The following is a 13,518-nucleotide window of genomic DNA, read 5'->3' as shown; positions in this document are numbered from 1 at the left end:
TTCTTTATATATTTGTCCTTACAATTTTGGGTTTGAAGCCTTTCTCGGTAAGAGCACCAAGGATCTGCTCCTTATGCTCGCTTCCGAACGCTTCAAGTGTTATACGAAGCTCAACCGCAGCGTTTCTGTTTATTGAAACAAACTGGTTGTGCTCGAGTTTAATAACGTTTCCGTTCACCTCAGCGATAATACCGGATACTCTTGAAAGCTCACCCGGCTTGTCGGGAAGAAGTACAGAAACGGTAAAGATTCTGTCTCTCATGATAAGACCCTGCTGTACAACGGAAGACATTGTGATAATGTCCATATTTCCACCTGAAAGAACGCAGGCAATTTTCTTATCCTTACAATCAAGCTGCTTAAGCGCTGCAACAGACAAAAGTCCGGAGTTCTCAACAACCATCTTGTGATTCTCGACCATATCAAGGAAAGAAACAACAAGATCTTCATCGGGAACAGTGATGATTTCATCGATATTCTTGGTAAGATAAGGGAATATCTTCTCTCCCGGTGTCTTAACCGCAGTACCGTCGGCAATAGTATTTACACCCGGAAGTGTAACGACATGTCCCGCCTTCATAGATTCCTGCATGCAATTTGCTCCCGCAGGCTCAACACCGATTACTTTAATCTTGGGATTAAGGAGCTTTGCAAGTGTTGAAACACCTGTTGCAAGTCCGCCTCCGCCAATGGGAACAAGAATATAATCAACTGTGGGAAGTTCTTTGATAATCTCCATTGCAATGGTTCCCTGACCTGTCGCAACATCAAGATCGTCAAAAGGATGCACCATTGTGTATCCACGTTCTTCCGCAAGCTTACAAGCATGCTCATAAGCTTCGTCATATACATTTCCATGAAGAACAACTTCTGCTCCAAGTGCCTTTGTTCTGTTAACTTTGATAAGAGGAGTCGAAGTCGGCATCACAATAGTAGCTTTTACACCATAGCATTTTGCAGCATATGCAACACCCTGCGCATGATTTCCGGCAGAAGCTGTTATAAGCCCCTTCTTTCTCTCTTCATCAGAAAGAGTCGTAATCTTATAATAAGCACCTCTTACCTTATATGCCCCGGTTCTTTGAAGGTTTTCGGGTTTTAAATAAACCTTGTTACCAGTACTGTTGCTCCAGTAATCACTGTAAATAAGCTTGGTTTCAAGTGTAACTTTTTTTACAGCTTCATACGCTTCTTCAAATTTTTCAAGTGTCATTTTTGATTCTTCAGCCATTTCTTCTATCTCCCAACTTAATATTTATGAAAATAATGCATCTACAAACTGATCGGAGTCAAATCTCTCCAAGTCGTCTATAGCCTCACCAACACCGATATACTTGACCGGAATGTTGAGCTCGGAAACTATAGCAACAGCAATCCCTCCCTTTGCAGTGCCATCAAGCTTGGTAAGTATAATACCCGTAAGGTCTGCGGCTTCGCCGAATTCCCTTGCTTGCATTATAGCGTTCTGACCTGTGGTTCCGTCAAGAACAATAAAGTTCTCCCTGCAAACATCACCGAGTTCCTTATCAAGGATTCTGTTCATCTTTGACAATTCATCCATAAGATTCTTCTTGTTGTGAAGTCTGCCGGCAGTATCAACTATCAGAATATCGCAATCCCTTGACTTAAAAGCGAAAGCGGCATCATAAATAACACTTCCCGGATCTCCGCCTTCTTTTCCGCAGATAATCGGAGTTCCTGCTCTGTCAGCCCACTCCTTTAACTGCTCTGTAGCGGCCGCCCTATATGTATCGGCAGCTGCGATAAGAACTTTTTTGCCCTTATTCTTATAAATAGCCGCAAGTTTTCCTACAGATGTAGTCTTTCCGACACCGTTTACGCCGATAACAAAAATAACCGTCTTCTTATCTTCAAAATCATAGGCATCTTCGCCGGTTCTCATCTGTTCTCTGATATTTTCCACAAGAAGCTTCTTACACTCCGCAGGGTCTGAGACATGCTTTTCCTTAACCTGCTTGCGCAGGCTGTCAATGATCTTACTGGTTGCATCGATACCAATGTCACCCATGATAAGCGTCTCTTCAAGCTCCTCATAGAATTCATCGTCTATATTTGAAAATCCGTTAAAGACATTGTCTATACCCTTAGCGATATTTTCTCTTGTTTTGGACAATCCATGCTGTAATTTTGCAAAAAAACCATTAGCCATCAGTTACTGAGCTCCTTATCGATAAGATTTACGCTTACAAGTGTTGATACGCCTTTTTCCTGCATCGTAATACCGTAAAGTCTGTCGGCACTTTCCATTGTACCACGACGGTGCGTAATTACAATGAACTGTGTATTGGAAAGCTTGTGCAAATATTTTGCAAAACGTACAACGTTGTTTTCATCAAGTGCCGCTTCAATCTCATCAAGAAGACAGAATGGCGAAGGTTTGAGGTTCTGAATGGCAAAAAGAAGCGCAATAGCGGTAAGTGCTTTCTCTCCACCGGACATCTGCATCATGTTTACAAGCTTCTTTCCGGGCGGCTGAGCATTGATCTTGATTCCCGCTTCAAGGATATCTTCATCCTCCGCAAGTTCAAGAGTTCCCTTTCCTCCACCGAACATTTCCTTAAATACCTGGTCGAACTCAGTATTTATGAGCTTAAACTGCTCCATAAACTGCTTTCTCATAGACTCATCAAGATCGTTGATGATCTCTTTGAGCTGTCTCTCAGCTTCGATAAGGTCATCGTGCTGAGTCTTCATAAATGTATATCTCTCCATGAGGTTCTTGTAATCCTCAATGGCATTTACATTGACATCGCCAAGTTTTCTGATCGAATCCTTCAAAGAGTGTATCTCTCGTCTCATAGAAGGAACATCATTCATTTCCTCATCGCGAAGTTCTGCTGCATCGGACAATGTGATCTCATACTCATTCCACATGTAATTGATCTGTGACTCGATCGCCTCTTCGCATTTTTCCTTCTTGGAAGTAAGTCTTATAACTTCTTTATCAAGATCGGACATCTGCTTATTCAGATCTTCCGTCTTTCCAAAGAACTCCTTCTGGGCCTCGGAAAGATTATTCTTGATTTCTTTCTTATCCTCAAGTTCCTTGGTGGCATCCGACTGAACATCCAAAGATGCCTCGATCGTCAGCCTGATTTCTTCAATATCTTTCTTATTCTGCTCAAGAAGTCTTGCGTTCTCATTCATGGATTCAATGATCTCGGCAAGAGCTTTCTCTTCGGTCTCGATATCTTCATTTACACGATCGACATTCTGCTGATAGAACTCCTGCTTCTGATGACTCTTCTCGTATTCAATCTCTTTTACGGAGACAGCATCATTTTCACGTTCTTCAACAGCGTGCAACTCTTCAAGCATAGCCTTGAACTTCTCAACCTGTTCGGTACAGGTCTTCTCTGTATTCTCAGACTCTGTGAGAGCAGAAAGAGCTTCCTCTTTCTCAGCTTCAATCTCTGCAACCTTTGTCTCTATCTCATCGTTTTCAGCCTTAAGGTCACTGTAGTTACCCTTTTGTTCTTCCTGTCTTGCTTCCTCGTTTTCAACGTTAAGTCTTGCCGTATTCTGAGCAATAAACTTACCCTGAAGTTCTGTACGAAGTTCCTCGGAAAGAGTACGAAGTTCATTTCTCTTTTCCTTGGCCTTGGCAATCTCAGCCTGGAGCCTGTCAATCTGTTCCTTATAATTCTTAACATTAAGCTCCATATCGTCCATCTCACGACGTCTTCCAAGGAGATTACTGTTATTCTTAAAAGCACCACCACTGATAGCTCCGCCGGGAACAAGAAGTTCACCCTCAAGAGTTACCATTCTGACAGTATATCTGTATTTTCTGGCTATCTTTACGGCATTGTCGATATTATCGACTGCGACGATTCTTCCAAGCATAGCCTTTGCCACACTTTTGTACTTGGGATCCGTGTTTACAAGTTCATCCGCCATACCAAGTACACCCTCTTCGTTAAGAGCTTCCTTAGCCTTTAATTCAGGGGGATTATCAAGAGATGTAAGAGGTAAAAATGTCGCTCTGCCTGCCCTTGATTCCTTAAGGTATGCAATCATCTTCTTCGCAGTCTCTTCATCGTCGGTAACAATATTCTGAATATTACCGCCAAGAGCAACCTCAATAGCGGTCTCGTATTTTGGCTCGGTTTTGATAATGTCGGCAACAACACCGATAATTCCGGGTACGGTGTCTTTCCTCTCCATTACCTTCTTAACGCTTCCACCGTATCCTTCGTATCTCTCGGTAATATTGGCAAGAGCATCAAGTCTTGATTTTTCCTGCTGATAAAGTCCCTGTGTTTTTCTAAGCTCAGCATCCTTGCGTGACATTTCTTCTCTGATAGCCACGATTTCCTGATCCGTAGCTTTCTGTTTCATGTTCATCTCAGAAATCTCAGCGGTTATCGCATCGAACTCATCCCTTAATTTTTTGATTGTTTCTTCCTGTCTGGATTCATCGGACTGCGCACGAACAAGCTTACCGGTAAGTTCAGCCTTTCTGATATTTACCTGTTCCTTCATTGTATCAAGGGAACTAAGCTTGGACTTAATGGTAGCTCTTGTATTAAGGGTTTCTATTATAGTGCTCTTGCACTCTTCAATCTGTTCGTTGATCTCGCCGATCTGATTAAGGACTTTATCAAGCTCTTTTCTCGCTTCATCCTTACTTTCAAGGAGTCTTGCAACTTCTGCGTCAATCTCCTCTTTTTCCTGTAAATACTTCTCTTTTTCTTTATTCTTATCAGCAATCTTAGCCTGCTCATCATTAATTCTCGTTTTGAAATGAGCATCGTTTGAGGATGCGGAATTGATCTTCTCATTAAGGATTCCGATCTGACCCTCAAGCTTTTCTTTTTTTACAGAAGAATCCGTGATCTTTGCCCTTGCTTCGTCTATCTCTGCATCAATCTGTTCAAGCTTCTTCTGGATATTTTCATATTCTTCCTTAGCCTTCTCATAATTGTTCTTTGACTCGCTCAAAGACTCTGTTGCTATAAGAAGGTTCTTTCCTGCTTCTTCAAGCTGTTCCTTCTGATTCTTATTCTCAACAAGGAACATATTCACATCGAGAGTCTTAAGCCTCTCTCTGTATTTCAAATACTCTTTGGCCTTTTCGGACTGTTTCTCCAAAGGCCCCGTCTGTTTCTCCAGCTCAGCGAGAATATCGCTTATTCTGGTAAGATTTATCTTTTCTTCGGCGAGCTTTTTAACCGCAGTTTCTTTTCTGGATTTAAACTTAACGATACCTGCAGCCTCGTCAAAAAGATTTCTTCTATCCTCAGGCTTACTTGAGAGGATCTGATCGATCTGACCCTGTCCGATAATGGAATATCCCTCTTTACCGATACCGGTATCCATAAACAGCTCGTTTACGTCCTTAAGACGACATACAGAGCCGTTGATCATATATTCACTCTCTCCCGAACGGTATAAGCGTCTGGAAACAGTAACTTCATCATAATCTATTGCAAGTGAATGGTCGGAATTATCAAGTGTGATGGCAACAAAAGCATAGCCCAGCGGTTTTCTGAGCTCTGTTCCCGAGAAAATAACGTCCTGCATGGATCCGCCTCGGAGCTGCTTGATACGCTGCTCACCAAGAACCCACCTTACGGCGTCCGCGACGTTACTCTTTCCTGAACCGTTAGGTCCGACGATTCCGGTAATGCCGTTGTGAAAATCGAATTTTATTTTATTGGCAAATGATTTAAAACCATGAATCTCAATACTTTTTAAATACATTATTTCCTTTTGTTCAAAGTAAGAACCGCCTGATATGCCGCCTGTTGTTCAGCACTTTTCTTGGTTCTACCAGTCCCTTCTCCCATATTCTTATCTGCTACAAAAACACGAACCTTGAACATTTTATCATGTTCAGGACCACTTTCGCCACAAGTTTCATATCTCACAGTGCCAAGCTTCTGACTCTGCACAAGCTCCTGCAAAGTAGACTTGTTGTCATTGTACATCTGATAGGATTCAGCATTGCTAAGAACATACTTATCAATGAACTTCTTTGACTCATCAAAACCGCCGTCCAGATAAAGAGCTCCGATAACAGCCTCCATAACATCGGCAATAATGGACTCCTTATTTCTTCCACCGGTCGCCTCTTCGCCTTTTCCAAACTGAATATAATTTTTAAGATCAATCTGAAGAGAATCATGATAAAGAGCAGGCTCGCAAACAAGTGCAGCCCTTATCTTAGACATCTCGCCCTCTTTCTTTTCCGGAAATGTCTTAAAGAGATATTCACTGGAGATCATCTCCAAAATGGCATCTCCCAAAAATTCAAGGCGTTCATAATCATGCTTCTTATTGATCTTGTGCTCATTCACGTAAGAGCTGTGTGTAAGAGCCTCGATAATAAGAGCTTTGTTGTTGAATTTATAACCGATAGTCTGTTCCAGTCTGCTGATGTCGTTTTCCGTTAACATAGTCACCTCGAAAAGTGTTTAGAATAAAATAGAAAAGAGGCAGTTATAATGCTGCCTCAGATAATACAAACAAAAATCAATTGAGAATTACTTAGTTTCTATTGCAGCCTTCAAAAGCTCAACAGCTTCCCCAACAGTTTTGATATTTTCAGTCTTCTCAGGCTCTATCTGAACATCAAATTCGTCCTCAAGGCCCATAATAATCTGAAAAAGATCGAGAGAATCAGCTCCGAGATCCTCTGTGAATGTTGTCTCCATCTTGATTTCCTCAGGATCAACATTGAGTACGCTGGCAATAACTTCTTTCATTTTCTCAAATTCCATAAAACTTTTCCTCCACTGCATGGCAGCTTTTTTATTTCTTTTTTAAGCGACTTCACAACAATCTAAGCAGGTAAATATCATACCTGTGAAATCTTAGCGCTGATCTTCTCACTTATTTTTTGCTCTGTGAAAGTTACACACTGTAATATTGAATTCTTAATCTCAATATCACTTGAACTTCCGTGAGTCTTAACGACAAGCCCTTTTAATCCAAGCATGGGTGCTCCGCCGTGCTTCTCAAGACTGTAATTGCCAAGAGTCTTCTTAAGGTCGTCTTTGATAAGAAGTGCTCCTATCTTGCTCTTAAGACTTGACATAAGTCCCTTCTTAATAACGTTGACGAGAGATTTTGCAACGCCCTCGTACATCTTAAGAATAACATTTCCCGTAAAAGCTTCGCAGACAATAATATCGGCATAACCAGCAGGAATGTCTCTCGCCTCGATACTTCCGATAAAATTGATATCGGGACAATTTTTCAAAAGAGGGAATGTCTCCTTAACAAGTGCATTTCCCTTCTCCTCTTCAGCTCCGATATTGACGATCGCAACCGTGGGATTCTTGATTCCCATGATGTTCTCCATATAAACGGTTCCCATCTTAGCAAACTGAACAAGATGATTTGCTCTTGCATCAACATTTGCTCCGCAATCGATCAAAAGAGAATTACCCTTCTCTGTAGGAATAAGTGGAGCAAGGGGTGCTCTGTCTACTCCCTTAAGTCTTCCGACAATTATCTGGCCGCCAACTAGTGTGGCTCCGGTGCTTCCCGCAGATACATAAGCATCCGCTTCACCGTGATTCACCATATACATAGCCTTAACTATTGATGAATCTTTCTTGGTCCTGATAGCCAAAACCGGCGGTTCCGCCATCTCTATGACTTCTGTTGCATCAACGATTTCAATTCTGTTTTTATCGTAGCTGTATGCAGAAAGTTCTTTCTCCAGAACCTCTTTCTTACCGACAAGAAACACTTTGAGAGCATCGGATTCGGCTACTGCCTCAACCGCTCCCTTGACCGTTGCAACAGGTGCATTATCTCCACCCATAGCATCAACGGCAACACGTACAAGTTCCGACATATTCGGGACCTCCTATTAAATTGAACTTATTTTAATATACTAGAGTGAATGACAAAAATCAAGGCTTTCCGACATAGCCGGAAAGCCTTTAAATTCTGACTTTATGAGGTCATACCAAAAGTATATCAAGCCTCAGTCTCAACAATACTCTTCTTATTGTAGTAGCCACACTTCTTGCAAACCTGATGAGGCTGCATAAGAGCTCCACAATGACTGCACTTTACCAAAGTGGGAGCTGTCATTTTCCAGTTAGCTCTTCTCTGATCTCTATGGCCTTTTGATGACTTGTTCTTAGGGCAGATTGACATTTGAGTAACACCTCCTTACAGTAACCGTATAAGAAACTGCCTGTTTACAAAGGCAATTGTTTACGTTTATTCATTAGCATACCTATGTAGTATACTCATAGGTTTTTTATTTGTCAACAGTTTTTTATATGCTATCTATAGCAGTTTTGTGAGTATTTCTTCGGTGAAATTCCCACGGATTTTGTAAATGCCTTTAAGAAGTTGCTATAATCCGAAAAACCGCATTCCTCGCAGACTTCGCTGACACCTTTTCCCTCCGCCAAAAGCGACTTTGCGATAGAAATCCTTCTGGCTGTCATATATTTGTTTATCGTAGTTCCTGTAGCCGACTTGAAAATTCTGCAGATATAGGACTCACTTATGTAGAAATGCTTTGCAAGATCACCAATACTTACGGGGTTCTGTATATTGTTGTTAAGATACGAAAGAATTGCATCCACCTGCTCGTTATATGTGGCAACTTCCTCTTCCTGCTTATTGTTGTCTCTGTCGATCACGATCTTGTTTATCATCAAAAAGAGTTCTATAAATGTTGCCTTTTCAAGAAGATCATGTCCGTAACCGTTACTTGTAAGTATCTTATTTACAAAATAAAGAAATCTCTTCTGCTGTTCCTGATTGAGGCTGATCTTATGTGAGAATTCCTCTCCCTGATGCTCAAAACAAGCATTGAGATTAGTTTCTTCACTCGAAATGCTCTTCATAAACTCAGGATCTATCATTATAACAATTCTTTCATGAAGCTCTTTGTCTATCTGTGTAAGATAATGCGAATCATACTGGCTTATAAGAAAAATATCGCCAGGTGCCACATCGTAAAGCTTATTATCTATAAGAAATTGCTTTCCGCCCGAAATTGAATAATACAGTTCATAGCAATCATGGATATGCATATCCATTGCCTTTTCATCCTTGTAAAGATGTGCGATGGAGAAATATCTTTTCTCCATGCTTTCAGCCATAGCCTCTTTGCAAGAGTTTAGTTCTTTCATATCAAGTTCCCTCTCATTTAGAAAATCTCCAAACGGGCACCTCATAAACCTCATCAACCATTTCCATATTGATTCCCGGCCCGTATTTTTCATTCAAATAAACATATATATATCCGGCTTTTTCGCCCCCGCCGATAAAAAATACATCGTCTCTCTCAACAAGAGCTCTTGCAGGATTGGCAATTCCAACCAGATTAGCGTGATACAGCCCTATGGGTGAAGGCATTATCCAACCACCAAACTGACAAACATTGGCATAAAAATCGCGATATTTCGCATCAATATCGAAGATATTTCTCGCCCCGCACAGATTGCTGTACAAAGTATCAACATCTACGATATAAAATCCCTCTAACTCCGTTATCGCTTTTGCCTTGCCGTACATCCAGTCATCTTCAGGAATAACACGACAATGCTTTTGATTTACAAACGTATCAACCTTCCCCGCTCCAAAAATTATTGTAATAACAGTCGATAAACCGATTGCGCATATGCCAAGTGTTTTTTTCACTTTATCTGAGGTTACTTTGGCATAAATCTTATCAAAACATCCCTCATATATTAAAAACATCAGTGTGAAGAATAAAGCTGAAACCCAAATGCCACATTCTACCCTCCACATTATTCGTCTGAAACACGTCAAACCATAATACTCAGAAATCACAAAAAATGTCTGCAAAATCACGAAAAATTTGTATCTTTTCTCGAAAAAGATTAGCGCAAATACTACGATCAGCAGAAATGCAGCGGAATAAGCCCCGTGTTTCCAAGACTCTCCCATCTTTTCAAGTGAATCCGTAAGCACCCCTATGTCCAGTTTAAATCCATCAACTCTGGTGTTCTTACCGATTTCTTTCATCGTCTTAAGCCTGTCCAGAGTGAAATATTCGGTATCGTTCCAAAGCCACATATCCATCAGCTTAAAATCAATCTCGGTAAAGCCCGCAGCAAGATACTCATCTTTATTCCATGAAAAATTGAAATTTCCAAAGTCTCGTTTTTCCGACATTATATTGTTCCAGTCAGTGAAATATCTCCACTCCGGATTCATATAATATGCGTAAAAATTGGCCGCCAGCATCAGCACAGAGACAATTATAGGCATAAGGAAAAAGATTGCAACCTTTTTTATCTTATTTTTAAGATCACCTTTGTAAAAAAGAAACGCGGCTAAGACAAATGGTGCAACCATGCCTACGCCTACTACTCTCGCGCCGACCCCCATGCCAATTATCGCGGTTGCAATAACCATGAGGATCACTGACTTCTTTTCATAAAAAAGCTGTGCCAGAATAAGTGCTACGCCTGCAACTCCATATAAAGTCGAACTCTGTGTAAATTGAATATTCGAGTAAAAATCATAAGCCAAAAGAAGATTAATAAGCACCGTAACAAGAATCGATGCTTTCATCGGAAGTCTGTCTGTGATAACGACACAGATAACGATAATACTCAAAAGATTAAAAAACAGATAAAGCCAAAGATACCAATTCACAAACGGTATCACGGCATACATGAATTTCAGAAAATATCCGATGACAATATTATTAAAAATAAGGTACTGTGAAGGACTGCCAAAAGCTCCGGCAGCTATCAGATTCATGATAGCGTCATCGCTTGTAACATATTTCAAACAACCAATTACTATACACAGAATAAAGTACAGTATACTTATTCCGGACAGTACCGCCCATTTTTTTCTACTATACATAACCTCTCTCCATAAAATCGATCGCAGCGCCAAGTATAAAAAAACAGAAAAAGCCGACTAAAAAGCCGGCTTTAAAAGTCATTTGCAAAGAGCGTATGTGTCGCGAGCGATCGCAAGCTCTTCATTTGTAGGAACAACCATAAGTGTTACCTTGCTATCAGGATTAGAAATAATCTCTTCCTTACCACGTACAGTATTAGCCTCTTCATTTAATGATGCGCCGATAAATCCGAGGCCGTCAATTATGATTTTACGAGTAAAGCCACTATTCTCGCCCACACCGGCTGTGAAACAGATTGCATCAACTCCGCCCATAGCTGCAGTATAAGCGCCAATGTATTTTACAACTCTATAGGCGAATGTGTCAACTGCACGTTTAGCGCCTTCATTTCCGTTTAAGTATCCGTCCTCTAGATCTCTGAAGTCAGATGAGAGCTCATTTGAGAGGCCGAATACACCGGACTTCTTGTTGAGAATATTGTTTACTTCCGCAACGGAAAGATTCTCTTTTTTCATAATAAATTCTACGACAGATGGATCAATGTCACCTGTTCTTGTTCCCATGATAAGTCCTTCAAGAGGTGTAAGTCCCATTGAAGTATCGATGCACTTGCCTCCCTTTACAGCAGATACCGATGCACCGTTTCCAAGGTGACAAACGATAAGCTTAAGGTCCTTGATGTCCTTACCGAGGATCTCGGCAGCTCTCTTACTTACGTAAGAATGGCTTGTTCCGTGGAAACCGTATCTTCTGATTCCGTACTTCTCGTAATATGAATAATGAAGTCCGTAAAGGTAAGCGTTCTCAGGCATTGTCTGATGGAAAGCTGTATCAAATACGGCAACCATAGGTACGCCTGGCATTGCCTTCTGGCAAGCTTTGATTCCGATAAGGTTTGCAGGATTGTGCAAAGGAGCAAGATCGCTTACATCCTCAATAGCCTTGATTACTTCGTCATTTATAACAACAGACTTTGTAAACTTCTCACCACCGTGAACGATACGATGTCCTACGGCTCCGATCTCATCAAGAGAAACAACACCGTTCTCCTTGTTTGTAAGAGCTTCGATCACAAGCTCGATAGCCTTGTTGTGATCGGGCATCGGAGTTTCAACAGTGATCTTATCCTTTCCTTCGGGAGTGTATACTATTCTGCTTCCGTCAATACCGATTCTCTCGCAGAGACCTTTGCAGATAACCTGCTCGCTCTCTGAATCGATAAGCTGAAATTTAAGTGAAGAGCTTCCACAGTTAATAACTAAAATTTTCATATCAAATTGCCTCTTTTCAAATGTAATATAATATATCATGATACTTATAATACTATTTCATAACAATAGAAAAAGTGTACAAAATTTTTGAATTTTTGAAAGCGTTTACACCAAGATGAAAACTGTAGGAATCATTGCTGAGTTTAATCCGTTCCATAACGGCCATAAATATCTCATCGAAGAGAGCAAAAAAAGAACCGGTGCAGACTACTGTATAGTAGTTATGAGCGGTGATTTTGTGCAGCGTGGAGCACCCGCAATAGCAGACAAATTCACAAGAGCCAAATCTGCCCTTGATTCAGGCGCTGACCTTGTTTTGGAACTTCCGTCCTACTACGCTCTGGGAAGTGCCGAATACTTTGCATCGGGCGCCGTTTCCCTTTTAAACAAATTAAATTCCGTGGATTATCTGTGCTTTGGAAGCGAATCGGAAAACATAGATTTATTGTTCAATATTGCAGGCATTTTGAACGAAGAATCAGATTCATTCAAACGCAATATAAAAGAAAATATAAAAAGTGGAAAAAGCTACGCCGCTTCCCGTGAAAGTGCAGTATTTTCCGAGCTTTGCACGATCAATTCATCAATATGTGAATGTGACAAGAAAACTGATGTCAAAAAAGCGCTTACATTACCAAACAGCATTCTTGCAACCGAGTATCTGCGCGCATTAAGAAGAACAAACAGCCGCATCACACCGGTAATGATAAAAAGAATCGGTGAAAACTACCATTCAACAGATATCACCGACTACTCTTCCGCCACAGCTATAAGAAACAGCATCACAAAAGATACAGACGGCAGGCTCACTCTAGAGGGCTCTGTAAAAAATGCCATGCCCGAAACATCTTTTAACTTACTAAACGACAAGCTACGCCGCGGACAATTTGTAAAGGAAGACATCCTCGATAACCTTCTTTATTACAAACTCATGCAGAACAAAGGCGATTTCACGGCTTTCCTTGATATAAACGAAAGCCTTTCAAACAAGATAAATAAAACCATAGATAAATACGAGACTTTTGACGGATTCTGCAACATCCTTAAGTCAAAAGACCTCTCCTACACGCGCATAAGCAGATGCCTTATGCACATTCTTCTTGATGTCAAAACCGGCAACATGCAGAAATACAAGGATGACGGCTTCACCTCATTTATCAGGATCCTCGGGCAAAAAAAGAGCTCTTTTCCCTTACTGGCTAAGATAGGCGAAAACTCAGATATCCCCGTGATCAACAGACTAAAAGATGCCGGGAAGATTCTTGATTCCCTGTCCATGCAGCTTCTAAGCGAAACTCTTGCAGCATCAGAGGTATATAATCTTTTATGCGGTCAGAAAAATGTCAGTGAATTCAGCCTTCCGCCGATCATACTCTAGGGGAAAAGCCTAAAAACGGCGTTTTT

At 41.0% G+C, this 13,518-nt stretch carries 11 protein-coding genes; 1 reads left to right on the top strand and 10 read right to left on the bottom strand.

The genetic code is table 11. The features are described 5' to 3' along the window. Nucleotides 1–4: 4 nt before the first annotated feature. The 10 genes from ilvA to DL92_RS0101685 form a co-directional block, all read right to left on the bottom strand. Nucleotides 5–1,231, bottom strand: coding sequence for a threonine ammonia-lyase (ilvA, locus tag DL92_RS0101735; RefSeq protein ID WP_026666711.1), 1,227 nt, complete (start codon nucleotides 1,229–1,231; stop codon nucleotides 5–7). A 24-nt stretch (nucleotides 1,232–1,255) separates the two neighbouring features. Beyond that, nucleotides 1,256–2,170, bottom strand: a complete 915-nt coding sequence (gene ftsY, locus DL92_RS0101730) for a signal recognition particle-docking protein FtsY (protein WP_026666710.1) — start codon at nucleotides 2,168–2,170, stop codon at nucleotides 1,256–1,258. Continuing rightward, a complete protein-coding gene (gene smc, locus DL92_RS0101725; protein ID WP_026666709.1) occupies nucleotides 2,170–5,727 on the bottom strand; it encodes a chromosome segregation protein SMC in 3,558 nt (1,185 codons plus the stop codon). The genes ftsY and smc overlap by 1 nt, the downstream gene beginning before the upstream one ends. Further along, the gene (rnc, locus tag DL92_RS0101720; protein WP_026666708.1) at nucleotides 5,727–6,422 is read right to left on the bottom strand and encodes a ribonuclease III; all 696 of its coding nucleotides are present in this window, start codon (nucleotides 6,420–6,422) and stop codon (nucleotides 5,727–5,729) included. The genes smc and rnc overlap by 1 nt, the downstream gene beginning before the upstream one ends. A gap of 87 nt (nucleotides 6,423–6,509) precedes the next feature. Beyond that, nucleotides 6,510–6,746, bottom strand: a complete 237-nt coding sequence (gene acpP, locus DL92_RS0101715; RefSeq protein ID WP_026654971.1) for an acyl carrier protein — start codon at nucleotides 6,744–6,746, stop codon at nucleotides 6,510–6,512. A gap of 77 nt (nucleotides 6,747–6,823) precedes the next feature. Beyond that, nucleotides 6,824–7,831, bottom strand: a complete 1,008-nt coding sequence (plsX, locus tag DL92_RS0101710) for a phosphate acyltransferase PlsX (RefSeq protein ID WP_026666707.1) — start codon at nucleotides 7,829–7,831, stop codon at nucleotides 6,824–6,826. A 125-nt stretch (nucleotides 7,832–7,956) separates the two neighbouring features. Continuing rightward, nucleotides 7,957–8,139 carry a 50S ribosomal protein L32 gene (gene rpmF / locus DL92_RS0101705; RefSeq protein WP_026512861.1) on the bottom strand — a complete coding sequence of 61 codons (183 nt, stop codon included), beginning with the start codon at nucleotides 8,137–8,139 and terminating at the stop codon, nucleotides 7,957–7,959. Nucleotides 8,140–8,270: 131 nt separating this feature from the next. Next, nucleotides 8,271–9,131, bottom strand: a complete 861-nt coding sequence (locus DL92_RS0101700; RefSeq protein ID WP_026654973.1) for an AraC family transcriptional regulator — start codon at nucleotides 9,129–9,131, stop codon at nucleotides 8,271–8,273. Between the two features lie 13 nt (nucleotides 9,132–9,144). Further along, nucleotides 9,145–10,842: a hypothetical protein gene (locus DL92_RS0101695; RefSeq protein WP_026666706.1), complete on the bottom strand. Its 1,698-nt coding sequence runs from the start codon at nucleotides 10,840–10,842 to the stop codon at nucleotides 9,145–9,147. Nucleotides 10,843–10,920: 78 nt separating this feature from the next. After that, nucleotides 10,921–12,114, bottom strand: a complete 1,194-nt coding sequence (locus DL92_RS0101685; protein ID WP_026666705.1) for an acetate/propionate family kinase — start codon at nucleotides 12,112–12,114, stop codon at nucleotides 10,921–10,923. Nucleotides 12,115–12,229: 115 nt separating this feature from the next. Here DL92_RS0101685 and DL92_RS0101680 point away from each other — a divergent pair, with 115 nt between their 5' ends. After that, nucleotides 12,230–13,492, top strand: a complete 1,263-nt coding sequence (locus tag DL92_RS0101680) for a nucleotidyltransferase (RefSeq protein WP_026666704.1) — start codon at nucleotides 12,230–12,232, stop codon at nucleotides 13,490–13,492. The last annotated feature ends 26 nt before the right edge of the window (nucleotides 13,493–13,518 follow it).

Source organism: Butyrivibrio sp. AE2005, from assembly GCF_000686965.1.
GTDB lineage: Bacteria > Bacillota > Clostridia > Lachnospirales > Lachnospiraceae > Butyrivibrio > Butyrivibrio hungatei_A.
Note: the sequence above shows the minus strand (reverse complement) of the source record. Positions and strands in the feature narration are given on the sequence as shown.

Excerpts from the sequence above, each read along its gene's own strand:
- acpP (WP_026654971.1), bottom strand. The coding sequence starts at position 6,746 with ATGGAATTTGAGAAAATGAAAGAAGTTATTGCCAGCGTACTCAATGTT.
- rnc (WP_026666708.1), bottom strand. The coding sequence starts at position 6,422 with ATGTTAACGGAAAACGACATCAGCAGACTGGAACAGACTATCGGTTAT.
- DL92_RS0101695 (WP_026666706.1), bottom strand. The coding sequence starts at position 10,842 with ATGTATAGTAGAAAAAAATGGGCGGTACTGTCCGGAATAAGTATACTG.
- rpmF (WP_026512861.1), bottom strand. The coding sequence starts at position 8,139 with ATGTCAATCTGCCCTAAGAACAAGTCATCAAAAGGCCATAGAGATCAG.
- ftsY (WP_026666710.1), bottom strand. The coding sequence starts at position 2,170 with ATGGCTAATGGTTTTTTTGCAAAATTACAGCATGGATTGTCCAAAACA.
- DL92_RS0101700 (WP_026654973.1), bottom strand. The coding sequence starts at position 9,131 with ATGAAAGAACTAAACTCTTGCAAAGAGGCTATGGCTGAAAGCATGGAG.
- smc (WP_026666709.1), bottom strand. The coding sequence starts at position 5,727 with ATGTATTTAAAAAGTATTGAGATTCATGGTTTTAAATCATTTGCCAAT.
- DL92_RS0101685 (WP_026666705.1), bottom strand. The coding sequence starts at position 12,114 with ATGAAAATTTTAGTTATTAACTGTGGAAGCTCTTCACTTAAATTTCAG.
- ilvA (WP_026666711.1), bottom strand. The coding sequence starts at position 1,231 with ATGGCTGAAGAATCAAAAATGACACTTGAAAAATTTGAAGAAGCGTAT.
- DL92_RS0101680 (WP_026666704.1), top strand. The coding sequence starts at position 12,230 with ATGAAAACTGTAGGAATCATTGCTGAGTTTAATCCGTTCCATAACGGC.
- plsX (WP_026666707.1), bottom strand. The coding sequence starts at position 7,831 with ATGTCGGAACTTGTACGTGTTGCCGTTGATGCTATGGGTGGAGATAAT.